Origin of the sequence: uncultured Porticoccus sp., from assembly GCF_963975625.1 — a bacterium.
Taxonomy (GTDB): Bacteria; Pseudomonadota; Gammaproteobacteria; order Pseudomonadales; family Porticoccaceae; genus Porticoccus.
In genome coordinates this window covers 1-25,045 of sequence record NZ_CAXBHS010000007.1, presented here as the reverse complement: position 1 = coordinate 25,045, position 25,045 = coordinate 1, and the positions used below count along the sequence as shown (strand labels likewise).

The 25,045-nt window shown below is 55.8% G+C and carries 23 protein-coding genes; 11 read left to right on the top strand and 12 right to left on the bottom strand.

Annotated elements, in window-relative coordinates:
• Positions 1-7: 7 nt before the first annotated feature.
• From AACZ64_RS07725 to lgt, 3 genes are read right to left on the bottom strand one after another with little or no spacing between them, the layout of a single operon-like run.
• Positions 8-520, bottom strand: coding sequence for a dihydrofolate reductase (locus AACZ64_RS07725; protein ID WP_036859056.1), 513 nt, complete (start codon positions 518-520; stop codon positions 8-10).
• A 4-nt stretch (positions 521-524) separates the two neighbouring features.
• A complete protein-coding gene (gene thyA / locus AACZ64_RS07720) occupies positions 525-1,430 on the bottom strand; it encodes a thymidylate synthase (protein WP_036859055.1) in 906 nt (301 codons plus the stop codon).
• A gap of 19 nt (positions 1,431-1,449) precedes the next feature.
• The gene (gene lgt, locus AACZ64_RS07715) at positions 1,450-2,253 is read right to left on the bottom strand and encodes a prolipoprotein diacylglyceryl transferase (RefSeq protein WP_036859054.1); all 804 of its coding nucleotides are present in this window, start codon (positions 2,251-2,253) and stop codon (positions 1,450-1,452) included.
• A gap of 72 nt (positions 2,254-2,325) precedes the next feature.
• On the opposite strand from lgt, the gene AACZ64_RS07710 reads away from it, so the two are divergent.
• The gene (locus AACZ64_RS07710; protein ID WP_293615038.1) at positions 2,326-3,099 is read left to right on the top strand and encodes an NRDE family protein; all 774 of its coding nucleotides are present in this window, start codon (positions 2,326-2,328) and stop codon (positions 3,097-3,099) included.
• Between the two features lie 16 nt (positions 3,100-3,115).
• Here AACZ64_RS07710 and ptsP read toward each other — a convergent pair whose 3' ends face one another.
• Both ptsP and AACZ64_RS07700 read right to left on the bottom strand, forming a co-directional pair.
• Positions 3,116-5,395, bottom strand: coding sequence for a phosphoenolpyruvate--protein phosphotransferase (ptsP, locus tag AACZ64_RS07705; protein WP_293615037.1), 2,280 nt, complete (start codon positions 5,393-5,395; stop codon positions 3,116-3,118).
• Positions 5,396-5,884 (bottom strand): RNA pyrophosphohydrolase, encoded by a 489-nt coding sequence (locus tag AACZ64_RS07700; RefSeq protein WP_036859049.1) that lies wholly within the window; start codon positions 5,882-5,884, stop codon positions 5,396-5,398. It abuts the gene before it with no gap.
• Between the two features lie 131 nt (positions 5,885-6,015).
• On the opposite strand from AACZ64_RS07700, the gene AACZ64_RS07695 reads away from it, so the two are divergent.
• Genes AACZ64_RS07695 through AACZ64_RS07685 form a run of 3 tightly spaced genes read left to right on the top strand, consistent with a single transcriptional unit; the run spans position 6,016 to position 8,521 of the window.
• On the top strand, positions 6,016-6,672 hold the full coding sequence (locus AACZ64_RS07695) for an HAD family hydrolase (protein ID WP_293615036.1): 657 nt from the start codon (positions 6,016-6,018) through the stop codon (positions 6,670-6,672).
• Between the two features lie 57 nt (positions 6,673-6,729).
• On the top strand, positions 6,730-7,446 hold the full coding sequence (locus tag AACZ64_RS07690; protein ID WP_339639857.1) for a pseudouridine synthase: 717 nt from the start codon (positions 6,730-6,732) through the stop codon (positions 7,444-7,446).
• Complete coding sequence (locus AACZ64_RS07685; RefSeq protein WP_339639856.1) at positions 7,439-8,521, top strand: methyltransferase; 1,083 nt, start codon at positions 7,439-7,441, stop codon at positions 8,519-8,521. Before AACZ64_RS07690 ends, AACZ64_RS07685 begins: the two co-directional genes overlap by 8 nt.
• Here the strand turns inward: AACZ64_RS07685 and AACZ64_RS07680 are convergent.
• The 4 genes from AACZ64_RS07680 to mrcB form a co-directional block, all read right to left on the bottom strand.
• Positions 8,491-8,868: a PilZ domain-containing protein gene (locus tag AACZ64_RS07680; protein ID WP_036859045.1), complete on the bottom strand. Its 378-nt coding sequence runs from the start codon at positions 8,866-8,868 to the stop codon at positions 8,491-8,493. The two genes, AACZ64_RS07685 and AACZ64_RS07680, sit on opposite strands and share 31 nt — an antisense overlap.
• Positions 8,858-11,119, bottom strand: coding sequence for a DUF1631 family protein (locus AACZ64_RS07675; RefSeq protein WP_339639855.1), 2,262 nt, complete (start codon positions 11,117-11,119; stop codon positions 8,858-8,860). The genes AACZ64_RS07680 and AACZ64_RS07675 overlap by 11 nt, the downstream gene beginning before the upstream one ends.
• Before the next feature lie 106 nt (positions 11,120-11,225).
• On the bottom strand, positions 11,226-11,717 hold the full coding sequence (locus tag AACZ64_RS07670) for a hypothetical protein (protein ID WP_036859041.1): 492 nt from the start codon (positions 11,715-11,717) through the stop codon (positions 11,226-11,228).
• The gene (gene mrcB, locus AACZ64_RS07665; RefSeq protein ID WP_293615033.1) at positions 11,711-14,029 is read right to left on the bottom strand and encodes a penicillin-binding protein 1B; all 2,319 of its coding nucleotides are present in this window, start codon (positions 14,027-14,029) and stop codon (positions 11,711-11,713) included. The genes AACZ64_RS07670 and mrcB overlap by 7 nt, the downstream gene beginning before the upstream one ends.
• Positions 14,030-14,144: 115 nt before the next feature.
• On the opposite strand from mrcB, the gene AACZ64_RS07660 reads away from it, so the two are divergent.
• Entirely contained in the window at positions 14,145-15,176 is a 1,032-nt protein-coding gene (locus tag AACZ64_RS07660; RefSeq protein ID WP_036859038.1) for an adenosine kinase, read from the top strand.
• Here AACZ64_RS07660 and AACZ64_RS07655 read toward each other — a convergent pair.
• From AACZ64_RS07655 to AACZ64_RS07645, 3 genes are read right to left on the bottom strand one after another with little or no spacing between them, the layout of a single operon-like run.
• Positions 15,168-17,678, bottom strand: coding sequence for an EAL domain-containing protein (locus AACZ64_RS07655; RefSeq protein ID WP_339639854.1), 2,511 nt, complete (start codon positions 17,676-17,678; stop codon positions 15,168-15,170). The two genes, AACZ64_RS07660 and AACZ64_RS07655, sit on opposite strands and share 9 nt — an antisense overlap.
• Before the next feature lie 51 nt (positions 17,679-17,729).
• Positions 17,730-18,782, bottom strand: a complete 1,053-nt coding sequence (locus AACZ64_RS07650) for a DUF2333 family protein (RefSeq protein WP_200877033.1) — start codon at positions 18,780-18,782, stop codon at positions 17,730-17,732.
• Positions 18,779-19,225, bottom strand: coding sequence for a copper chaperone PCu(A)C (locus AACZ64_RS07645; protein WP_051921180.1), 447 nt, complete (start codon positions 19,223-19,225; stop codon positions 18,779-18,781). Before AACZ64_RS07645 ends, AACZ64_RS07650 begins: the two co-directional genes overlap by 4 nt.
• Before the next feature lie 236 nt (positions 19,226-19,461).
• Here AACZ64_RS07645 and AACZ64_RS07640 point away from each other — a divergent pair, with 236 nt between their 5' ends.
• From AACZ64_RS07640 to AACZ64_RS07615, 6 genes are all read left to right on the top strand, one after another.
• A complete protein-coding gene (locus AACZ64_RS07640) occupies positions 19,462-21,186 on the top strand; it encodes a protein-disulfide reductase DsbD (protein WP_293615030.1) in 1,725 nt (574 codons plus the stop codon).
• Between the two features lie 272 nt (positions 21,187-21,458).
• Positions 21,459-21,899: a type II 3-dehydroquinate dehydratase gene (aroQ, locus tag AACZ64_RS07635; RefSeq protein ID WP_293615029.1), complete on the top strand. Its 441-nt coding sequence runs from the start codon at positions 21,459-21,461 to the stop codon at positions 21,897-21,899.
• A gap of 33 nt (positions 21,900-21,932) precedes the next feature.
• Positions 21,933-22,391: an acetyl-CoA carboxylase biotin carboxyl carrier protein gene (gene accB, locus AACZ64_RS07630; protein ID WP_036859033.1), complete on the top strand. Its 459-nt coding sequence runs from the start codon at positions 21,933-21,935 to the stop codon at positions 22,389-22,391.
• A 25-nt stretch (positions 22,392-22,416) separates the two neighbouring features.
• The gene (accC, locus tag AACZ64_RS07625) at positions 22,417-23,757 is read left to right on the top strand and encodes an acetyl-CoA carboxylase biotin carboxylase subunit (protein WP_036859031.1); all 1,341 of its coding nucleotides are present in this window, start codon (positions 22,417-22,419) and stop codon (positions 23,755-23,757) included.
• 86 nt (positions 23,758-23,843) lie between these two features.
• Positions 23,844-24,722 (top strand): 50S ribosomal protein L11 methyltransferase, encoded by an 879-nt coding sequence (gene prmA, locus AACZ64_RS07620; RefSeq protein WP_036859029.1) that lies wholly within the window; start codon positions 23,844-23,846, stop codon positions 24,720-24,722.
• 66 nt (positions 24,723-24,788) lie between these two features.
• The coding region (locus tag AACZ64_RS07615; protein ID WP_339639853.1) for an MJ0042-type zinc finger domain-containing protein at positions 24,789-25,045 on the top strand (257 nt) is incomplete at its 3' end.

Here is a 25,045-nt window from a genome sequence, read left to right as displayed (position 1 = left end):
ACCGGTATCAGCATCTGCGGCGTTCGAGCACCTGAAAGTAGTAGGGGATATCAGCCTGATTTTCCGGCTGTTTTCGCGCCACTTCCCGCCAACAGGTCTCATCGAAATCAGGGAAGAAGGCATCGCCCTCTACCGCTGTATCAACCCGGGTAATATAGAGCCGATCAGCCAGCTCAATGGCGCTGCGATAGATCTGCTCGCCACCGATCACCATCACCTCTCCTGCGGCCACAGCACCGGGGTCAGCAGCAGCCAGTGCCATCGCATCGGCTAGAGAAGAAGTCGTGGAGACCCCGCTGTGTCGCCAGCATGGGTCCCGGCTGATCACGATGTTCAATCTACCCGGCAAGGGCCGACCAATGGACTCGAACGTTTTGCGGCCCATCAGAATTGGTTTGCCCATGGTAACCGACTTGAAATACCTTAAATCGTCCGGCAATCGCCAGGGCAACGTATTATTTCTACCAATAACACGATTTCGATCCATCGCAACAATCAGGGAAAGTGTCAGACAAACCATCGGGTTACACCGCTACCGGCGCTGAAATCGGGGCGTGGGACTGATAATCAAGCAGTTCGAAATCTTCGAAGCGGAAGTCGAACAGATCGGTCACAGCTGGGTTGATGACCATGCGAGGGAGCGGCAAAGGCGACCGCCCCAGCTGCTCTTCCACCTGCTGCACGTGGTTGGCGTAGAGATGCGCATCGCCAAAGGTATGCACGAAATCCCCCGGTTTCAGACCGGTGACCTGGGCCACCATCAGAGTCAGCAGCGCATAGGAGGCAATATTGAACGGCACTCCGAGGAACACGTCGGCACTGCGCTGGTACAACTGACAGGACAGCCGCCCATCAGTGACGTAAAACTGAAACAGGCTGTGGCAGGGTGGCAGGCCGGACTTGACCATCACCGGAATGTCCTTGGGGTTCCAGGCTGAGACGATCAGACGGCGGGAATCCGGATTGCTGCGAATATCCCCAATCACCTGAGCCAGTTGATCCACACCCTCGAAGTTGCGCCACTGGTGGCCATAGACCGGCCCCAGATCGCCGTATTGAGCGGCAAAGACTTCATCTTCGCGAATCTTCGCCACGAACAGCTTCATCTGCTCGCGCCACTCGGCGCTGTACATGGGATAGTCGTCGGCCTGCCCGGTCTGGTTGAGCCAGCTCTGGAACGGCCAATGGTTCCAGATGTTGACGCCGTTCTGCACCAGATATCGGATATTGGTATCACCGCGGATAAACCACAGCAGCTCATGAATGATCGATTTCAGGTGAACCTTCTTGGTCGTGACCAGCGGAAAGCCCTCGGTCAGGTCGAAGCGCATCTGATAACCAAACACGCTGAGGGTGCCCGTACCAGTGCGATCTTCCTTGCGAATACCACTATCCCGAATGTGGCGCATCAGATCGAGGTATTGCTTCATATTTGCCCCTCTTCCGCCACTAACGGACGGTATCGATATTACCCTGCCGCAGCCAACTCCAGAGTATCAGGCCAACGCCCACGGCAATCATCGGCAGACTGAGTAGCTGCCCCCGCGTCACCCAGTCAAAAAGATCAAACCCGATATGGCCATCGGGCTCCCGAAAAAACTCAACGGCAAATCTAAAGCTGCCATAGAGCACCAGGAACAGCCCACTTACCATGCCGACGGGTCGGGGCTTCCGGGTAAAAAACAGCAGCACCAGGAACAGCACCAGTCCCTCCAGAAATGCCTGATAAAGCTGCGAAGGGTGTCTTGGCAACTGCAACGGATCATTGGGAAACACCATACCCAGCCACGAACTGGTATACCGCCCCCATAGCTCCTGCCCGATAAAATTACCTATCCTGCCCAATCCCAGACCAATAGGCACCATGATGGTGACAAAATCCCCCAGTGCCAGAAAAGATTGATTGATGCGACGACTGAACAGCCAGAGGGCCATCAGCACGCCCAAAAGACCGCCATGGAAGGACATCCCGCCTTCCCAAATCCGGAATAACCAAAGAGGGTCCGACAACCATTTATCGAGATTGTAAAACATGACATACCCGAAACGGCCACCGAGGATCACACCAAAGGCACCATAAACCACCAGATCCTCCACTTGCGTGCGGCGCACCGGGGACCAGGGCCGTTCGCTGCGACGTAACGCCAGCAACCAGGCCGCGATAAACCCAACCAGATACATCAGACCGTACCAATGGACCGTCAGTGGGCCGAGGGCAAAGGCGACAGGATCAATCTGGGGATAGCTCAGCATGCAATCAGTTCATCTACAGCGGGATATTCTGCGGCGATCATAGCTTGTCACCGGGTGGGGTACAATGACGGTATGTGTTTGATGATACTGGCCTGGCAAACCCACTCCGAGTACCCGCTGATCGTTGTCGCCAACCGCGATGAATACCACCAGCGGCCTTCGACACCGCTGCATTTCTGGACAGACGCGCCGGATATTCTGGCGGGTCGGGACCTGAAGGGCGGTGGTACATGGCTCGGGGTCAACCGCAGCGGCCGCTGGGCCGGGGTCACCAATTACCGGGAGGGTCGGGAAAACCCGGCCCCGCGATCCCGCGGCGACCTCACCCGGGAATTTTTACTGGGCAGCATGCCGGCTGTCGACTACGCCGGGCAGGTTATCCGCCATGGGGCGGACTACAATGGCTTCAACCTGCTGGTCGGGGATAGCGAAACACTGGCCTATTGCTCAAACCGTCACAGCGCTGCAAAGGTTCTGCCGCCAGGCATCTACTCATTGTCCAACCATCTGCTGGATAGCCCCTGGCCCAAAGCGGAACATGCGAAAGCTGCGTTGACAGCATTGCTGCAAAGGCAGCAGACGCCCGATTTTTCCTCCCTGGCAGCCTGCCTGCAACGGCAGGCACCTTTTGCCGATGAAGTCCTGCCGGATACAGGCGTGGGTATCGCACTGGAAAGAATGTTGTCCCCACCCTTTATCTGTGGTCATGGGTACGGCACTCGCTGCACCAGCGTGCTTTTGATGAGTCGTGCAGGGACTATGGAAATGACCGAACAGAATTATCAACCGGGCGGCCGACCGGGACAGCGCCTGTCCTTTACCTTTAGCCTCGACCGCAAGCGTTAAAGTAGGGGGCGGGGATTCAATGCATTGCCGTGCCGCGAAACAGGGCGGCAAGATCGGGCTTTTTCAGGGCTTTTTCCATGTGACGCCAGACTGAATCGGCATCCGGCATCAGCATGACCTCCTCCAGCAATTTCGTCGCCTCCACCAGACTCACCTGGCGGAGTATCGCTTTCACTTTAAGCAAATTCGTGGCACTCATCGATAACACCCGAAAACCCAACGCCATCAGCAATACTGCACCGATCGGATCGCCAGCCATCTCGCCACAGACACTGACCGGGGTGCACTCGCCCCTGGCGCCCTCAGAGATAGCGAGCAAGGCTCGCAATACACTGGGATGGCAGGCGTGATACAAGTCCGCCACCCGTGGATTATTGCGATCCACCGCCAGCAGGTACTGTGTAAGATCATTGGTACCCACCGACAGAAAATCCACGCGCCGCGCCAGCTCTCTGATTTGGTAGACCGCAGCGGGCACTTCGATCATGGCTCCGACATTGGGCATTTCGATCTGGTAACCCTCTTCCTCTGTCAGCTCATCGTATACCTGGTAAATCAGCTGCAGCGCACTTTCCAACTCCGGAACGTTGGAAATCATCGGCAACAGAATGCTGAGATTATTCAGCCCCTCGCTGGCCCGCATCATCGCGCGCAACTGCACCAGAAAAATCTCGGGATGATCAAGACAAATACGGATACCGCGCCATCCCAGAAACGGATTCTCTTCCTCAATGGGGAAGTAGGGCAGATCCTTGTCGCCCCCAATATCCAGTGTCCGCATGGTGACAGTGCGAGGAGCGAACATTTCCAGATGCTCACGGTACGCCTTGCGCTGTTCCTCCTCCGAGGGGAAGCGATCCAGCATCAGGAATGGAATTTCAGTGCGGTACAGGCCAACTCCTTCAGCGCCGCGATCCAGTGACAGCATGGAATCGAGCCGCAAGCCGGTATTGACCCATAAAGAGACATGGTGCCCGTCTGCCGTCACACAGGGTTTATCCGTCAGCTTTTCCAGGTCGGCTGCAAGCAGCTTCTCTTCATAGATCTGCTGAGTGTAGGCCTGAAGCAGTTCGTCACGGGGCGAGACAATCACCTGACCGGTGTGGCCGTCCACAATGACCTCTTCACCATCCAGTCGCCCCCATGGCAAATCCATCACCCCCATGACAGTGGGAATACCGATAGCGCGGCCGAGAATAGCCATATGCGAGTTGCGGGATCCTTTCACGGATACAATGGCCGCCACATTTTCCAGTGGCACGTCGGCAAAGGAGGCCGCTGACAGCTCCTCACCAATCATGACCATTCTCTCGGGAAAGACAGTACGCTTGACTTCCGATTGCTGAAGATAGGCGAGCACCCGGCGCCCCAAATCCTCCACATCAGAGGCACGCTCGCGAAGATAGGCATCCTGCATACTTTTGAACAGACGGATATGCCCCAGTACAACCTGTGACCAGGCACTCTGGGCACAGAAACCCTCCCTGATCAGACTGAGCACTTCACCGCCCATGGAATGATCATCCAGCATCCGGACATAAACATCGAAAAGGGCGCGTTCCTCTTCACTCAGTTTATTCACCATCGTCTGATCAAGAGCGCGGATATCGGTTTTCGTCTGCTCCATGGCATGACGGAACAACGCCAACTCGGCATCGGTATCGGACACCTTTCTCATCGGCACGGCTTTCAGGTCGGCAGGTGAAGAGATCACCACCACGGTACCGATGGCCACCCCGGGCGCACTGGCCACACCGGGATAAATCCGTTCGTGAATAACCGCCTGCTGGGGATTGAGCAATTGATCCAGCTCACCGGTAGCGTCTGCATGCGCAATCACACCGGCCAGTTGCGCCGACACGGTTACCAGAAAGGATTCTTCACTCTCGTCGAAGCGACGGCGATCCTGCTGCTGCACCACCAACACACCGAGTACTTTCCGGTGGTGAATAATGGGAGCACCGAGGAAAGAGCGGAAACGCTCCTCCCCCGTTTCGGGGAAAAAGGCAAAATTGGGGTGAACTTCAGCATCTTCGAGATTGATCGGTTCGGCCCGCGATGCCACCAGACCCACCAGCCCCTCTCTACTGGACAGATGAACCTTGCCCACCGAATTTGGATTGAGGCCATCGGTAGCCATCAGCACATAGCTATTGGTACTTGGACTGTAGAGGTAGACCGAACACATGCCGGTATCCATAACCTCTTTCACCAGCTGAACAATCAGCCGTAACACCTCGCCAAAGTCCTTGGCAGCGTTAACCTGCTGAACAATGTTCCTGAGTGATTCCAGCATTTAGCTTTGACGCTCCAGTTCGCATTGCATGGGTGCCAACTCCTTCAGTGCCCGGCGATACACCTCTTGCTTGAACTCGATAACCTGATTGACCGGATACCAATAACTCACCCACTGCCAATGATCAAATTCCGGCTTGCCGCTGAGATCCAGTCTAATGCGATCCTCCTCGGCCAGCAGCTTCAACATGAACCATTTCTGCTTTTGGCCGATACACAGTGGCTTACTGTGTCTGCGCTGCATCGCCCTGGGTAGCCGATAACGCAACCAGCCACGGGTACAGGCGAGCAGCTCGACATCATCGGGCTCCAGGCCTATTTCTTCATACAACTCTCGATACATGGCATGCTCTGGCTTTTCTCCTGGATTAATGCCACCCTGGGGAAATTGCCAGGCATCCTGACCAATACGCCTGGCCCACAACAACCTGCCCGCACCATCTGAAATCATGATGCCCACATTCGGGCGAAAACCTTCTCGATCGACCACCGAACCAACCCTTACCCTGTTATTTTAATAATAACGCCTATCCACGAAGTTACATCAAATAGTTAGTTGAGGACAGCCTTATCTATGGGTAAGCTAAGCCGCCTTTTTGACTAACCATTCTCGGGAAACCCATGGCGCTTGCCCTCTTTGACCTCGACAACACACTTATCGCAGGCGACAGTGATCACGGCTGGGGAGAATTCCTCGTCAACCACCAGATCGTGGATAAGGCGCATTACAGGCGCATGAATGACCAGTTCTATCAGGACTATCTGAACGGTGTTCTGGATATGAACAACTACCTTGCCTTTGCCCTGCAACCCCTGGCAACACTGACACCTGCCGACCTGACCCGACTGCACCACCAATTCATGGAAGAGGTCATTGCACCGATGTGGCTGCCAAGTGCCGAACGATTATTGCAGAAACACCGGGAGCAGGGCGATCTCCTCATGATCATCACATCGACAAACCGTTTCATCGTGGAACCCATCTGTCGGAAACTGGGCGTTACCGAGCTGATCGCTACTGAGCTGGAGCAACGGGATGGCCGCTATACCGGACGGGTATCCGGTATTCCCAGCTACAGGGAGGGCAAGGTTGTACGCCTTGAGGCCTGGCTGGCTGAGACCGGACACAACCTGGTCGGTAGCAGCTTCTACAGCGACTCCATCAACGATCTACCATTGTTGCAGATTGTCGATAGACCCGTCGCTGTCGATCCCTGTGATGCGTTGCGCGAGGTGGCGGAACAGCGCGGCTGGGAAATCATCAGCCTCCGGGGCTGACCCCCAGCAGGCACGCCCGGGCGTCGTCCATTCAGCCCACTTGCAGAGTATTTACCAATGGCTGCCACACGCTTGCGATTAGACAAATTCATCAGCAATGCCACCGACTTCAGCCGCTCCCAGGTCAAGCACCTGATCAGGGCAAACAGGGTAAAAGTCGAGGGAATAATTGCCCACGACCCGGGCTTGGTTATCGGAGATGACGCCTGGGTCTGCGTGGATGAGCACCCTATCAGCAAACCGGTGATGCGCTATTTCATGCTCCACAAGCCGGCCGGGGTGGTATCCGTCACCAGGGACGGCAAGCACCCTACCGCACTGGATTTGCTGGATGAACCACGGCCGGAGCAATTGCAAATTGCCGGTCGCCTCGATATCGATGCCACCGGTCTGCTACTGATCACGGATGACGGTCAATGGAACCACCGGGTCACTTCGCCCCGCAGCCAATGCCTGAAAACATACCGGGTCAGGGTCGCTGAACCCCTCGATGCAGGCATCATTGGAAAATTTGCCAGTGGGCTATGGCTGGCGGGGGAAAAGCGCCGCTGTCTACCAGCCACGCTGGAATTAATCGACAATACAGAGGCACTGCTCACGATCAGTGAAGGCAAGTATCATCAGGTCAAACGTATGTTCGCCTCCCTCGGCAACAGCGTTCTCCGCCTGCACCGACTCCGCGTAGGGGGGATTGAGCTGGATAGCACCCTTGAGCCCGGCGAATACCGGGCACTGACGAAAACCGAAATTGCGAGCGTAAACACCCTTGACTGATCCCGCTTTTCAATTATTGCTCGATCCGCTCCGACAGGAATCGGGTCGGCAACTCTTGGTGACCGACGAGAACCTGCACGATACGCCACTGTACGAACTGCAAAACCGGGACATCCTGCTGGTCACCAATCGCCACGACCTCTACGAAATCAGTCGTGCACAGGGTATTGACAGTGAATACAGCGATTTTGACTTCGACCATTTCGCGGATGGCAGTTTCAGCCAGATTCTCTATCGGGTGTCCAAGGAAAAACCGGTTGTTCACCACATCATCAACCAGGCACGCCGTCTGCTCCCAGCCGGGGGCGTACTGACCATGACCGGTGCGAAAAACGATGGCATCAAGACCTATGCAGAGAAAGCCGGACACTATTTTGGTGATCAGCAGCGTCCGGAAAAGCAGGGCAGCCTCTATCGAGCCCGAGTCCGTCATCTGACTTCCACTGAACCAGCACTGGAGGATCAACAGTATGCGCTGATCAGACCCTGTGTGACCTGGGAGGGAGGACTGCTGTTCAGCAAACCCGGGCAGTTCGGCTGGAATAAAATTGACCAGGGCAGTGCTTTTCTGGCGACGCACCTGAAGGATTTTTTCCAGAGCCTCGACCGACCACCAACCAGCATGCTTGATCTCGGCTGTGGCTACGGCTATCTCTCTGTCATGGCTGCACAATTGACCGATGCCGAAATCACTGCCACCGACAACAACGCCGCCGCCGTTGCCTCGTGTCAGAGGAACTTTATTGAACAGCAGATTACAGGCACGGTCGTCGCCTCAAACTGCGGGGACAACCTTGCGCAGCACTTCGATGCCGTCATTTGTAACCCGCCCTTTCACCAGGGCTTCAACACCGAACACGGGCTGACCAGACGGTTTGTCGCCAGCTGCCATAGGCTGCTTCGCAACGGCGGACGAGCACTGTTTGTGGTGAATCGTTTCGTGCCACTGGAACGTTTTGCGGAGGCAGACTTCGACGTAAAAAAACTCGATGAAAACCGCAGTTTCAAGCTGATCCTGTTGACCCGGCCAGCCGGCCGTCGTCACTACAGCACCCGGCCTGCTGGAACCGAGTGATCGGAAGAAAAGTCTTCAATCAATCGGGCAAGCTGTTCACAGGCCTGCGGGGCAAGATCCACAATCTGACAGCCCGCCCAGACCCTGTCCTGTTGACCCATGGCCCGGGTCCACAGGCAATCAATACCCATCGGGATCACCTCGAGCTGACGATCGGGAACATGGGCGACCAGAGCCACCTGATAGAGCCTGTTCGGACGGAAAGACAGCTCGCCCATCATCAGAAATCCCTCCAGATGAACATCCACCAACATGCCGAGTAAATCTCTGCTGAACTGATCGACCACGTCAACCTCAACATTCAGCTGGTGGCGTGTTGAGCACCTGCGCTCATGCTCAACCCACATGACGGTCCTTCTGGGAAACCGACTGAACCTGCAGGTTCAAATCCTTAAAAATGGTCTCCATGGTGCGCTCCACCAACGGCTTGGTTTTGCCCGTCACGATTTGCAGATCACCGGCGAGTATTGCCTGCGCCAATTGCTGACCACTTTTCATGCCGGTGCGCTTGCCGGTTTGGTCAACCAACAGAAACTGCATGGAGTCCGGATTAAACCAGGCGACTTTTTCACGGCGCCCGTCGCGAAATTGAAACCAGCTACCAAACTCCAGCAATCGCAGTTTTTCCAGCACGGCCTTCTCCCGATCGGTGGACCGGCTGCGCTCCTTGGCACGCCGCTCCGCCAGTTGCACCAGCTTGTTGCGAAGCTCTGCGGGCGCGGCCTCTGGCTGCAGATTCTTCTCTCGCAATTGATAAATGCGATCAATGGAGCGCTTCAGCTTAAACGCTTTATTGACGTCGTAGCCGATCATGTCGAAACCCCTCTGGATTTGTGACTCCATCCAGGGGTAATGTTGACGCCAGCGGCGCCATTCACTCTCGGCGCCCGTTAACTCGAGCCCCCAGAGCATATCGTCAATCAGTTCCAAGCTCTGCCTCCAGACTTCACTGGCATCACCAAAACGGAGCAGTAACAGCACCATGTAATCAGTCCAGGGCTGCAACAGGAACAATAGGGGGGCGGAGGGAATCTCTTTTTCAGCGACACGCTGGTGAATCTCCCGGTTGACCCGCTGTTTGACTTCGTACAACTGGTCTTCACCACGGGCTTGCTCCATGGCCCGCTTCTCCAGCAGCTTCACCCGCAGCTCCACTTTCTGTACAAAGCTATTGATGCTCATTAACAGCGACGCCATCAGTCTGGTATCGACGTCCTGATGATCGAGCACGGAACGAACCATTTTTCTGATCTGTTCGAGCATGTCGAATTCACAGGAGCCATCGTTACTGACCCATTTGGCGCCGGCATCGGCCAACGCATTCAGCAACAATCGGGCCGGATGATCTGGTCGGCGGAAAAAGTCCGACTCGGCAAACGCCAGTTTTAAAAAAGGTGTATGCAGATAACTGAGCAAGGCTTTGACGCAATCGGGAATCTGCTCGTCGTTGAGGATGTACTCGAACAGCATGCCCACCAGATCAATAATACGGGCATCGTCTGTGCCGAGCGCCGGGACCTCTTCCGAGTCCGTGATCTGCTGAAGCTGGCTGACCAGCTGTTCTCTGGCACGCGCTATGTCAAACGGCTTGATCTCCCGGGCAGCCTCCAGAACCTCCGCAGCCATCAATTGATTGAATTGCTGCAACTGAACCGTCGCCTCAACCAGCTGGCGCGCCGAATATTGCAGTGGCTGCCCGGTGATCTCGGGTCGCTGATCCGGTGTTCGAGCCACCAGGCGATCCTGCAATAGCTGGATACTGTCGAGCAACTGGTTCTGGTATTCAGCGGGGGAGAGCTGCTCCGAGGGCAACGCCAGCGGTGCAGGCGATACCACATCCTCCAGTGTCGGAATCTGCAGCGATGGCGACTGAGGGACACGTCGCTGCTGCGGCTGCGCCCCGGTAAACCGGGCAGAGTCAGCCGATTCTGCCTTTTGGATCTGATAGCGAAGATCCGGAAGCACACCGAGTTCTTCGAGTCGCACAGAGCACTGCCCGTAGAGCTCCGCCAGCTGCCTGACAAACTGCCGGTCAAACAATTTGTAGATCACCAGCTTTACGGGCAACTCGATATCGATATCCGCAAGGGATCGCTGCAGCGCCTGACAGAAGCACCCCGGCGAGAAAGGCACCCGTTGCTCCGTGCTTTTTCCTCCAACCAGCCTAACCATGCGGCGCGTCAGCACCCACAACGGTTCCGTATAATCCACATTGGCCCGGGTGCGAATTGCCGACAGCGCCAGATCCTCCTCAAGCACATCCTGATTCATCAGTGCCAGCGTTTCATCACCACTGCCCTCAACTGCGGGATCATGCAACTCGCCGGAGGCGAACAGATCAAAATAACGATCCATCTCGCGCACGAAAATACGCAGTATTTCATTGTGCCGGTTGCTGATTTGCGACCTTGCATGGAGGAACTCAAAACCCCGTGTTTCTTCAGAGGGTTTCTGGGCATAGTCGATGAGACGATCGTGGACGGTGTGCAGAAACGTTTTAATGGCATCCCGCGAGAAAGCCAGCGTCATTTCACGCACAGCGGTCAGTCCCCTGTCAGAGTTTGCTCGCAAGTTGTCGGTCGATCCGCTGTTATTCATCGTGTGGCTGGCCACGCTTGATTTTGTTTAAATGCTGATAGTGTTCTGAAATAACTGGAAAAACAAGTCGATCTCAACATCTAAAGAAAATCGCGCTACTGTCGTGCTACTTAAGTGCATTGATGCGCGCGAGCAGTGACTGGAGGTCAGCCTTGACGGCAGGATTCCGCCCGGCCAGAGGTAGGCCCTGTCGCGCCAGTTGTTCCGCCAGGCTCAACCGGGTCATGGCAAAATAGTTAGACGCCATCACGAGATAGACCTCCGGCTCAGTATGATTAATACGCAGCGCTCGTTCAGCCACGGCATTCGAGCGATCATAATCCCCGGCTTTATTGTACCGCCAGGCTTCTTCAAGCAGGCGTCTTACCGCGCCCCCTGGCGCCACTTGAACCGGCTCTGAAGGGGTGATTCGCCTATCGTCGTCATCGGGCACAGCAACCGGCGGAGACCGCTCAGTTTCTGGCGACGGTGGGGTAGCCTCCGGTGGCGGAGTGGAACCCGACTCAGTGATGGGCGCATAAACAGGCGCACAACCACTGACCAGTGCAACGACCATCCACACCACGAACAGGAGGCCTTTAGGAATAGGGTTTACCATCGAAATTTATCCTTTAACCAATCCATGACGCCGTCAATCGCACTCGGGCGACAGGTACTTTGCCGGGTAGGCTGGCTGCCATCGATAAACGGCAGGTACCTGGCACCAGCACAACCCTCTCTACTAAGGAGGCCAGCCTCGGGTTCGACCCAATAATAGCTAACGCCCTCAGGCTGATTGAAAACCATGGAGCGATTGTCCAGCGTCGTCATAATGTCGGTCCAGAGCTGCAGAGCACCAGTGCCGCCGGTCAAGGGCATCATGCCATTGTCGTCCCGCCCCAACCAGACCACGCTCAGATAATTGCCGCTGAAGCCGGCAAACCAGCTGTCTCGCTGATCGTTAGTGGTACCGGTTTTTCCGCCCAACATCAGCTCCCCCGGCAGCCGTTGATAGGCCGTTTTTCCGGTACCTTCGCGTAAGACAACCTGCAATGCATAGTGCAGGAGGTGCATGGATTTTGGATCAAGACGCTGCTCCCCCTCGAAGGGGTAGCGTTTCAGTGGCACATTGACGGAGGTAAAAACCGAGTTAATGGCGCGCAGTGGCGAGTAGAAACCATTGGCTGCAATCGTATGATAAATTTGAGAGACCTCCAGAGGAGACATGGCCACAGCCCCCAGGGTCAGGGACGGCAGTGCCGGCAGTGAGCCCTGATAACCCAACTGCCTGACCGTCTCGGCTACGCGATCGACGCCAACATCCATTCCCAATCGGGCGGTGGCCTGATTATACGAATTGGCCAGCGCTTCATAGAGCGGTACCGGACCGTGACTTTCCCGCGCGTAATTCTTTGGTTGCCAAACATCGCCATTGGGCAAATTCACGGATAGCTCGCTGTCATCAATCATGGATGCGATGGTGTAACGAGATGGCTGGGACAGGGCGCTGAGATAAACCGCCGGTTTGATTGTGGAACCGATCTGGCGTCGCGCATCCAGGGCGCGGTTGAAACCGGCATAACCCGCCTGTCGATCACCGGCCACGGCGACCACTTCCCCGGCTCCGACCCGGACAATCACGGCAGCGCCCTGCAACTTGCCCTGCTCGATACGGTAACCGGATTCAAGGTTGCCGATACGGCTGGTCATCCGCTGTTCCAGTTTGCGTTGTACCTGAGGGTCAAAGTGAGTGAAGATCCGCAGCCCCTCGGTCTGCAGGTCTGACTCCTTGTAATCCTGACGCAGCTGGCGCTTCACCAGCTCCAGATACGCCGGGTACTGCCAACGCCCGCCCCCATCGGACTGCGCCATCACATCCAGCGGCTGCTGCTGAGCCAAGCGGGCTCTCTCGGCATCCAGCAAGCCCTGCTCAGCCATCATTCCCAACACCAGATTACGGCGGGCCATGGCCCGCTCCGGCTGACGCCACGGATTGTAGTAGGAGGCACCTTTGACCATACCCACCAGCAGCGCTACCTGGTGCACATCCAGATCGGTTATCGACTGCTGGAAATAATGGCGGCTGGCCAAACCAAAGCCGTGCACCGCCCGAGCACCTGACTGCCCCAGATAGACTTCATTGATGTAGGTTTCGAGAATTTCGTCCTTGCTGAAATGCATTTCCAGCATCACAGCCATGACCACTTCCATCAGTTTCCGCGACAGGGTGCGCTCGTGACTCAGGTAGAAATTTTTGACCAGCTGCTGGGTCAACGTGCTACCGCCCTGGGCCACACGGCCCTGTTTCAGGTTCGCCAGCATGGCGCGGGCAATGCCCCGAAAGGAAACACCGTAATGGCCGTAGAAATTCTGGTCCTCCACGGCCAGCAGTGCATCAGCCAGCGATGGCGGCAACTGGCTGAGCTTGACCAGCTCCCGATCCTCTTTGTGGGCAGGGTAGATGCCACCCATCACCACCGGCTCAAGTCGAGCCAGATCAACAGGTTTGCCAGTGGCATCGGTCAGCGCACGGATTTTCTGGCCGGCAAAACTCAACCGCATCAATTGGGCGGGTTCCTTGCCATCCCAAAACTCAAACCCCCGGGAAAACAGCTCGATTCGTTCGGCCGCCACGCTGTACTGCCCCGGTTTTTTTGCGGCAGTGACCCGCTGGTAGCCCAGCTTCTCCAGCTCCCACTGCAAGTCTTTACGGGCGAGCGCCTGGCCGGGGTACAATTCCAGTGCCCGGCTGTAGACATGGGAGGCAAGGGACCATTTCTTCCCGGAAAACTTCTGATACACCATGGCGTCGAGTACCAGCAGTGACACCGCTGCAATCAGAGTTAGCAATATCAGCAGACCTATTAGCCAGCGTCGTCCACTGCGTACCCGGGTCACCCGCTTGCTGCTTTTCTTTCGCCTTCTGGCCACCATATTCTCCTGCAAATTACCGCATCGCCAACAATGTATCTGCCCGGCGACCTTTACTCCTGATGTCAGCGGGGCATAATAGCCGCCCCGTCGATTTCCTCAATGCCACAAGTTTATGAAAAAGAAATATCACGTCTATGGTATCGGCGCCGCGCTGGTGGATACTGAGATAGAGGTCACCGATAACGACCTGCAACAACTCAGCGTTGACAAGGGTCTCATGACTCTGGTCGATGAGGAGCGCCAGTCTGAACTGGTGGAGCAACTCTCGGATCACCTGACGGCCTGTCGCAGAGCGAGCGGAGGCTCCGCCGCCAACACCATCATTGCGGTTAGCTGTTTTGGTGGCAAGACATTCTACTCCTGCAAGGTGGCCAACGACGACAACGGCCGCTTTTACCTCGATGACCTGAGTAATGCCGGCGTGGATTACCACACCGATGGTGAACTGCCGAGTGGTATTACCGGTAAATGCCTGGTACTGATTACACCGGATGCCGAACGCTCCATGAACACCTATCTCGGCATCAGCGAAACCCTGTCCGAAACCGAGCTGAATCACGAGGCGATCGCACAGTCGGAATACCTTTACCTCGAGGGTTATCTGGTCACGTCAGAAACCGGCCGTGCTGCAGCTATCCGCGCCAGGGAGATCGCCGAACAGCAGGGCGTCAAAACGGCCCTGAGCCTCTCGGATCCCGGCATGGTGGCTTTTTTCAAAGGCGGCCTGCAGGACATGATCGGTGAGCAGGTCGATTTACTGTTTTGCAACAGCGACGAAGCACTGGGCTGGACCGGAACAGACATATTGGACACCGCCGCCGAAAGACTTCAGACGATCGCCAAAACCTTTGTTATCACGCTCGGCGCGGAGGGTGCTCTGGTTTACGACGGCAATGCCCTGATCCCTATCCCGCCTTACCCCGTGACCGCCGTGGACAGCAACGGTGCCGGCGATATGTTTGCCGGTGCGTTTCTCTACGCCATCACACAGGGTCACAGCCACGAGGTGGCCGGCCATCTCGCCAGCATGGCATCAGCCAGCGTGGTCAGCCAATATGGTCCCCGACTCGACCATCAACAATACCCGCATCTGCTCAACCTGCTCGACAATGGTCATGTCGGCGCAGCAGCTGAATCAGGATAATTGAACCAACGGCTTCGGGCGGGCAATCAGAAAACCCTGAGCGTAATCCACACCAATTTCCTGAAGCATCGATAACTGGGTACTGTTTTCCACACATTCGGCAATAGTAGCAATACCCATGATATGCCCCAGGTGATTAATGGTGCTGACCATGGAGTAGCCCACTTCGTTTAATTCCATGGTCCGGATGAAACTGCCATCAATTTTCAGGTAATCCACCGGCAGCTCCTTGAGATAGCCCAGTGACGAGAGACCGCTACCAAAATCATCCAGTGAAAAATAACAACCCAGGTCCTTGAGGGCATGAATCAGGTCCATGGCACGGTCGAAATGCCTGATAGCAGCGGTCTCTGTCACTTCAAATTGCAACTGCGAAGGACTGACACCGGTGGTCTCAAACTTGCCAATGATGTAATCCTTAAGATCCTCATCACTGATCGTGTTACCTGAGAGATTTACGGCGAAGCGCTGGTCAGCCTTTGCACTGTTTTCCAGGTAGGCGAAGATATTGTTCAGCACCCAGCGATCGATTTCTTCCACCAAACCATAATGCTCGGCGGCGGGAATGAATTTTCCCGGCAGGATGATGGAACCATCGCGATCAACCATGCGAACCAGCACTTCATAGTGCCGAACTGCGGCCTTGTCCTGACTTGCCACCGGCACAATCGGCTGGCAGTACAAGACAAAGCGATCCTCCTCCAGCGCGTCGGTAATCACGGGGATCCATTCAGCGAGACTGTGGCGCTCTGCCACCTCGACACTGCGATACTGAAAGTTGATCCGATTGCGACCCGATTCCTTGGCAGCAGTACAGGACGTGCCTGCCGCCACCAGCACATCAATTTCAGAAACTGTATTGCGGTCAATCACCTTGGCACCAATGCTGGCACCTATCTTCAGGCGCCGCTCCTCCCAAGGAAAACTGAACGCCTTGATCTGCCAGAGGAGTTGCTCTGCGACCTCACGGCTCTCTTCCACCGTGCGATCATTCAGTAACAGTGCAAACTCATCGTTGCCAATTCTCGCCACCACATCCCTGCTTTCGGCCTGCTTTTCGAGCAATCGGGCAAACTGGCAGAGCAACTCATCCCCGGCATTGTGACCGCAGGTGTCATTGATGACGGAGAAATTATAGAGGTCGATGTACAACAGGGTATGGGTACTGTCGTCTGAGTGCGCCACATCAATGGACCGCAGGATCTCATTCTCCAGATGGCGACGGTTGGCCAACTGAGTGAGAGGGTCGTGAGTCGCCTGCCAAGTAAGGCGGGTCGAGATCCGTCGCGCTTCACTGACAGAGCGAAACACCAATACGGTACCAGTTACCTGATTGAGCCGGTTGCGCAGTGGTGTCGCCGTGGCTACCACTGGAAAAGGTTGTTGGCCCGGCACAGAAAGCATGGCGTTATCGACAACAGAGACGGGCTTGCCGCGGGTCAGAGCCGACCGGCAGGGGGATTCCACAGGCTCACCGGACTCACTGAGCAAGGTCATCAGATCATCAATATAACGGTTGGGCTGGGGATCGTTGATGCCCAGCAGTTCCATGCCAATGGGGTTGAGATGCTCGACAAGACCGTGTCGGTCGGTCAACAAAATACCGTCCACCACTTGACTGAACACCGTATTGATTAATTTTCGCTGATGGAACAAGGCCTCAAGATTGGCCGACTGAAGTGTAATATCCTGAAACAGCAACACATGACAATCACGATGAGTAACGGACGGGAAACAGCTCACCCTGAGCAACAGGTTTTCACCATCCGCAGTAGCCCCTTCCAGGGCAACCCCCTGCTCCCTTTCTTCGCCGCCCTCCAGCACCACCTTGATATCATCGGCAAGCTCGGCACTAATGCTCGGCAGCAAAACCCGCAACGGTCTGTTTTTTAGTTGCCTAATACTGTAACCAAACAGGGCTTCCAGTGGTGCGTTCCCATCCAGAACAAGGTGGTGACTGTCCAGCAACAGCAGGGGCACCTGATCGGTGTCCAGGTAGGCGGAAAACCGTTGACCGGCTGAAGTCGGCGTTCGCCGGGACTCCTCTTTGAGCACCGCCTTATCCAGCGTTGCGTCAAACGGCGCTTCGTCTATCTGAATCAGACAACAGTGGCCGACATCGGGTAATTCCAGTGGTGTAAAGCTCACGCGATGCAGGGGCAACTCGCGACGATTGCCTGCCATGATCGAATCGGTCGAATCGAGAAAATCCGGATTCTCCCGTTGATTCCAATGGGTATCGACACCCTGAAACAAGGCCTCATCTATCGCCTGGGCAAATGGACCGCCAACCAGAGCGGGGAACAGTGAGTCAAAAGCGCGCTGGGCTACATCTGCCGGCGACATACCGGTCCAGTCTCCCAACCATTGATTCCAGTATCTGATCACCAGACGACTGTCCAGCAACAACACGCCCACCGTTTGGGTGTTGAGCAACACATTCTCCAGACTGCGATCAAACAGCGCATCACGCCTGAACTCAGACTGGATATCAACACTCATAGGTCGCAGGCACCATAGTCACTTTTGACGCTGTTGCTCAAAACAGCGCGATCAACCCTGATCAAGCAGGTCTCGCAAGTCTATAATCGAAGCATTGGCCCGGCTGACGTAGGACGCCATCACCAGTGAATGATTGGCCAGCAGGCCAAACCCACCACCATTCAGCACCATCGGGCTATAGACAGGCTCCTGGCTCGATTCCAGCTCACGAATAATCTGCTGCAACCCGACCCTGGCATTTTTCTTGCGCAACACTTCATCAAACTCCACCTCAACGGCCTTGAGTAGATGAACCAGCGCCCAGGTGGTGCCTCTTGCCTCATAAAAGACGTCATCCAGCTCCAACCAGGGCGTTTTAACATTGACCTCAAAAGCCTGACCTGAGGTATCCTGCCTGTCCATATCTATCTGGTCCATATTAATTCGCCGTTGACCGACACTCGCACTAAGTCTCTGCGAGAGACTCCCCAGACGGGTTTCGACGGTGCCCAGCCAGTAGCGCAGGCTGTCAGCGCGCGGGTAGAACCTCGCACCGGTATTGTCGTCAGCCAGTCGTGCTAGATAGCTTTCAAGATAGCGGATTCCGGCCCGGTACTCCGACTCCGTCGCAGGCAATACCCAGCTGTGATGGTCGAAGTTCAAACGTGGTTCTGCCAATGCCAGATCACCGTCCTCAGTAGACTGGGAGCGTGATCGGCTGAATGCCTCACGCATGGCCTTACTGAAATCACGCACCTGAATAATGACCCCGTACTCCCAGTTCGGCAGGTTATCCAGCCAGATCCCGGGCGGCGCAATATCATTGCTCAAATACCCGCCGCGTTTTTCCAGCAGGGTTTCAATTACCGTAATCAGGGTGGCCGTAGCGGTGCTGCCCGACACCTGACGTTCAGCCCGCTGGGCAGCATTTTCACTGACATCAAATAATGGTGGCTCTTCTGTCCAATACCATCCGATCAGGAAGACCACCAGCAGATATACGCCTACTAACCACAGGGCCGTACGCCACCAGGGAAAACCGGTTACAGCCCCCTCGGCACGAAACTCCCGGGCATCATCGGCAATGCCATTGCGCCATGACTTGATCTTGTCGGTCATCTTCATCGGCCACCACCTTCTCGTAATACATCGCGCACAGGAACGTTGAGTTGAACGTCAGGGCAGGTTTCAAACAACAGGCTGAGGGGATGCGCCTCTCCATCCACCAGAGGCGTCTTCAGACCAAACAGCATGAGATGGTAACCGCCTGGCTTCAGGTTCACCTGGCTACCGGCGGGAATACTCAGCCCCGGAACCCGGCGCATGGACATGACACCGCCCTGGTGACTGTGCTGGTGAAGTTCAGCACGATCGGCGACCGGTGTGTCGGCGCCCAGCAAGCGGCAATCATGATTGTAGCCGTTCCGGATCGTCATAAAGGCCGCAGTAACCGTCTGACCCGGAGGCAACCCCCGGATATAGGCCTCACTCACCAACAGTTCCCCGGCGTTGACCTGGGCCATTAGCAGTATTGGAAAAATAACAAAATAACGTTTCAAAAATGACAAGTTGTTCTCTCCTGCTCTGGGTGACGACTATAACACTGCCATTGGTACCGGCAAATGACTCGCCTCTATCTCGCTGGCTCCGTACAATACGAACTGATTCCGCAAATGCCTGTCACAAGGTCTGCATATTGATGGCTGCCCGCTGCCGTAGATTTTTTAATGCTCGCTCGAGGGCGGTGATTCAATCCGCATTTACAGGCCGCAATAAACGACCACAACATTACAGAGAAGTCCGAATGCATCAACGGCTCCCCAGTATCCTGACAATTTTTCTGTTGTCCGTCGCCTGCCTCACCAATGCAGAGCAGATATTCCCTTCGTCCTCATCAGCCAACCTACTGGGAGCCGATGCCACCTTCCTACCCATTGACGAGGCCTATCAGCTGGAAGCATCCACAGAGGCCGGGCAACTGTCACTGGACTGGCAAATCGCGCCGGGTTATTACCTCTACCAACACCGCTTTGAGCTGCTTGACCACGATTGGCAACCGATTGAGGCCAAACCAGACTTTCCGGCGGGAAAGCAGATTTATGACGAGTACTATGAAAGAGAGCTAACCGTTTATTATGAACAGGTTACCTTTGACCTGCCACTGCCTCCTTCTGCTCGCACCCTGTTCGTCGAGTCTCAGGGATGCGCCGATGCGGGGCTCTGCTACCCGCCCCGAACCCAGAAAATCACTATTGATCCGGACACCGGCATCGCATCCATCGCCGATGTCGACTCGGTGGCTATGGCAGCGGAACCGCCCCCAGTGCGCTCGTCCGCCACAAGCCTTTACCTCATCCTGTTGTTTGCGCTACTGGGCGGCATCATTCTCAACCTGATGCCCTGTGTTTTTCCAGTACTCTCGATCAAGGCACTGAGTCTCACCAGCCATCATCTCAGCCCCCATGGCCGACATCTGCACGGCCTGGCGTACACACTGGGCGTCGTGCTCAGCTTCGTCGCCATCGCAGGACTTCTCATTGCACTGCGGCAAACAGGTGAGGCAGTGGGCTGGGGCTTCCAGCTGCAATCACCGGTGTTTGTCGGCCTGCTGGCTTATCTTTTCATCCTGATGGGTTTGAGCTTTTCCGGACTACTCACGCTGGGTACGGGACTGATGAACCTGGGCCACACCACCACCACAGGCTACAGCCTGCAATCCTCCTTCATGACGGGTTTGCTGGCCACTGTCGTTGCCAGCCCCTGCACAGCACCTTTCATGGGAGCAGCACTGGGCTTTGCGCTGGTACAGCCGGTCTGGATAGCATTGTCAGTGTTTATGTTTCTGGGTCTGGGTATGGCGCTACCGCTGCTCTTACTGTCCTGGTGGCCATGGCTGGGCACCAGGCTACCCCGCCCCGGCCCCTGGATGGTAACGTTCAAGGAGTTCCTCGCCTTCCCCCTTTACCTGAGTGGTGCATGGCTCCTCTGGGTACTGGGCAGGCAAGCGGGAAGCGACACGGTCATCGCGATGGTCACGGGTATTATCCTGATACTCTTTGCCCTCTGGCTGCTCAAACTGCGCAAAACACCATTCACCCGACTGGTTGCGATGACTGCCGTCATCATTGCCCTGATTCTCCCCTGGCAAACTTACCGGGGCAGCGGGACACAGGCCACCCACTGGGAACCCTATACCGAAACGAGACTGCAGCAGCTGCTTGATCAGGGCGACGCCGTTTTCGTCAATCTCACGGCCGACTGGTGTATCACCTGTCTCGCCAATGAAAAAATGGCGTTGAGCTCCACACGTATCACTTCGGCTTTTGCCGAGCAACAGATCACGTACCTCAAGGGTGACTGGACCAACTATAATCCAGAGATCACCCAGCTACTCAATCTCCATCAGCGATCTGGTGTGCCCCTTTACCTGTTTTACCGAAAAGGACACCGCCAGCCCGTGATTTTGCCTCAACTACTGACAGAAAGCACCGTAATGGCCGCCATATCGCCACAGTTGGCGACAGAATAAGCCACATTTCAAAGAAGTTGCTGAATATATCAAGAATTTGCTGCCATCCTCAGCCAACTACCGGAAAACAGGCCTAAAACTGCCCGATCAAGTTGAGACCAATAGCGATAAAACAGTTATTTTCGTTAAACATGTGTCAAAAAGAAGCTAAAATCCGCAAAATATAAAAAATTGGACAGCTTTTCATTTTTGTTGCAGACTTCCACCCATTGACCAGCCCCAGAAGCTGGTCTTCGTTAATTCTCTCATGACATCCCACCGGCGGGGACACTATGGCCACCATACTGGTATTACACGGCCCCAACCTGAATCTCCTCGGTACTCGCGAGCCAACCCTGTACGGCAGCGAAACTCTGCAGGATATCAACCAACAGCTGACCGATCAGGCGGCGGAACAGGGGCACCATCTGCTGACACTACAGAGCAATGCTGAATACGAGCTGGTGGAACGGGTACATGAAGCCAGCAGGGAAGGTGTGAACTTTATTATTCTCAACCCTGCGGCGCTAACCCACTCCAGCATTGCCCTGCGCGACGCACTACTGGCCGTTGATATCCCCTTTATAGAAGTTCACCTGTCCAATGTACATGCTCGCGAAGCCTTTCGGCACCAATCTTTTTTCTCGGACATCGCCAGAGGCGTTATTTGCGGGCTGGGCGGCCTGGGCTATGGCCTGGCACTGCAAGCCGCACTGAAACAACTGGATTCCTGATTCACACTTTCACACCATTTGGAGCAACCGCAGATGGATATTAGAAAAATCAAAAAGCTGATTGAACTGCTCGAAGAGTCCGATATTGGCGAAATCGAAATCAAGGAAGGCGAAGAGTCTGTCCGGATCAGCAGGAATGGCCCCGGCGTCATGTCGATGCCCATGATGATGCCCGCACAGATGCAGGCACCTCAGCAAGCTGTCCCGACGAGCGCGGCAACGGCAACTGCCGAGCCGGAAATGCCCGCCGAACCCGCTGGCCATGCCGTCAAATCACCCATGGTTGGCACTTTTTACCGCTCTCCGTCACCCGGCTCGAGCGCCTTCATAGAAGTCGGCCAGCAGGTCAAGGCTGGCGAAGTACTCTGCATTGTCGAAGCCATGAAAATGATGAACCAGATTGAAGCGGACAAAGCCGGCACCGTTAGCGCCATTTTGGTGGAAGATGGCGAGCCCGTTGAATTCGATCAACCCCTGGTCATGATTATTTGAGCCGTAGCCCACAGGAGCATCAGCAATGCTGAAAAAAGTGCTTATTGCCAATCGGGGCGAAATTGCACTGCGCATTCTGCGCGCTTGCAAGGAACTCGGCATTAAAACCGTGGCCGCCCACTCCAAGACCGACGTCAACCTGAAACATGTGCTGCTGGCCGACGAAACAGTCTGCATCGGGCCCAACCCCTCCAGCCAGAGTTACCTGAATGTTCCCGCTATCATCAGCGCCATGGAAATCACCAATGCCGATGCGGTTCATCCCGGCTACGGCTTTCTGGCTGAAAATGCTGACTTTGCCGAGCAGGTAGAAAAAAGCGGCTTTATCTTTATCGGTCCCACGGCTGGTGTAATCCGCATGATGGGCGACAAGGTCGCGGCCATTGACGCCATGCGCAAGGCGGGTGTGCCCACTGTGCCGGGTTCAAATGGCCCCCTCACCGATGATGAAGATCGCAGCCGCGCTGTTGGTCTGGAAGTGGGCTACCCAGTGATTATCAAAGCAGCCGCAGGGGGCGGTGGTCGAGGCATGCGAGTGGTGCGCGAAGAAAGTGAACTGCTGAAAGCCATTCAGGTGACCCGATCAGAGGCAAAATCTGCCTTTGGCGATGAAACGGTCTACATGGAAAAATTCCTGGAAAACCCCCGTCACGTGGAGGTCCAGGTGCTTTCTGATGGCCAGGGGAATGCCATTCACCTCGGTGATCGCGACTGCTCCCTGCAACGGCGCCACCAGAAAGTACTCGAAGAAGCCCCGGCACCTGGCATTCCCGATGATGCGCGCCAGCAAGTACTGGAAGCCTGCGTCAACGCCTGTGTAAAAATTGGCTACCGGGGGGCGGGCACGTTCGAGTTTCTCTACGAAAACGGGCAGTTCTTCTTTATCGAAATGAACACCCGGGTTCAGGTGGAGCACCCGGTCACCGAAATGATTACCGGGGTCGATATCGTCAAACAGCAACTGCTGATCGCCAGTGGCGAAAAGCTCAGCCTTCGCCAGAGCGACATCATCTTTCGGGGGCATTCCTTCGAATGCCGCATCAACGCAGAAGATCCTGTTACCTTTATGCCCAGCCCCGGCAAAATTACTGCCTACCACCCACCCGGCGGCAACGGGGTGCGCGTCGACTCCCACATCTATGCGGGCTATACCGTTCCACCCTATTACGACTCGCTGGTCGGCAAGATCATCACTTACGGCCAGACCCGGGAAGCGGCTCTGTCACGCATGGCCAACGCCCTCGACGAGCTGCACATCGAGGGGATCAAAACTAATATTACCCTGCAGCGGGACTTGGTCTGTGATGCCAACTTTCGCAAGGGCGGGGTGAACATTCACTATCTGGAAAAAAAGCTCAATCTCTAGAATAACCCCAGGAATATCACTGAGCTTTCAGCCAGTCAGCTTAACCAGGCCCCGTATACCGGGGCTTTTTGTTCCACAGAGGTCATATGCCCTGGCTACAATTGATCATTAACAGCTCGCGCCAATCTGCCGAAACCATTGAAGAAGCCCTGCTGGACAGCGGCGCCGTCTCCGTTACCTTCGAAGACAATGCTGACCAACCCATCCTGGAGCCCGCTCTGGGAGAAACCCCCCTGTGGCAGCAAACCCGGATTACCGGCCTGTTCGATGCGGGTATATCTATTGACGAGGTGACTCATCTGTTGGCAGCGCAGCTGGGTAGCCAGCTGCCTGATTACCGCTGGTCACCGTTGGAAGATCGCGATTGGGAGCGGGAGTGGATGCAACACTACCAACCTATCCGCTGCGGTAAACGCCTATGGATTTGCCCGAGCTGGCTCGCACCACCGGAACCCTCATCAATCAACATGCTACTGGATCCGGGACTCGCGTTTGGCACCGGCACACACCCGACCACCTTTCTTTGCCTGCAGTGGCTCGACGGCATTGAGCTGGCCGGGAAAACCGTCACTGATTACGGCTGCGGTTCCGGCATTCTCGCCATTGCCGCCCTGCTGCTCGGTGCAGACTCGGCCAACTGCATTGATATCGACCATCAGGCACTGCTGGCGACCACAGACAACGCCCAGCGCAATAAGCTGGCGCCAGAAAAGGTACTGACCTACCTGCCGGAGCAGGCACCACAGGTCGCCACTGATCTGGTCATCGCCAACATCCTGGCGGGGCCGCTCGTATCGCTGGCGCCGAAACTGAACGCGCTCACCCTGCCCGGTGGCGCCCTCTGCCTTTCCGGTATCATTGACACCCAGGCCGACGAAGTCATGTCTGCCTATGCGCCCTGGTTTGATTTCGCCCCCCCTGCCAGCCGTGAGCAATGGGTCAGACTCACCGCTATCAAGCGCTGAGTCATACCGCTAAACTAGCGGCCTGTTCACGCTAATCCGACTCAGGCGATTTCCCGGCAACCAACCATGAACGAAATCATCACCCGCTGCCCCAGTTGCTCGCTTTCTTTCCGGGCTATGCCAGCCCATCTTCAGGCGGCCAACGGGCTGGTTCGGTGCGGCGCCTGCCTCAAGGTGTTTGACGCGCGCGAAAACCTCGTCGACGCGCCTCAGGCTGATATGCCTGCCCATATCGCAAGCTCCGATCAGCACAATGACTTGGAGCAGAAGCAGGAGCAGGAGCAGGAGCAGGAGCAGGAGCAGGAGCAGGAGCAGGAGCAGGA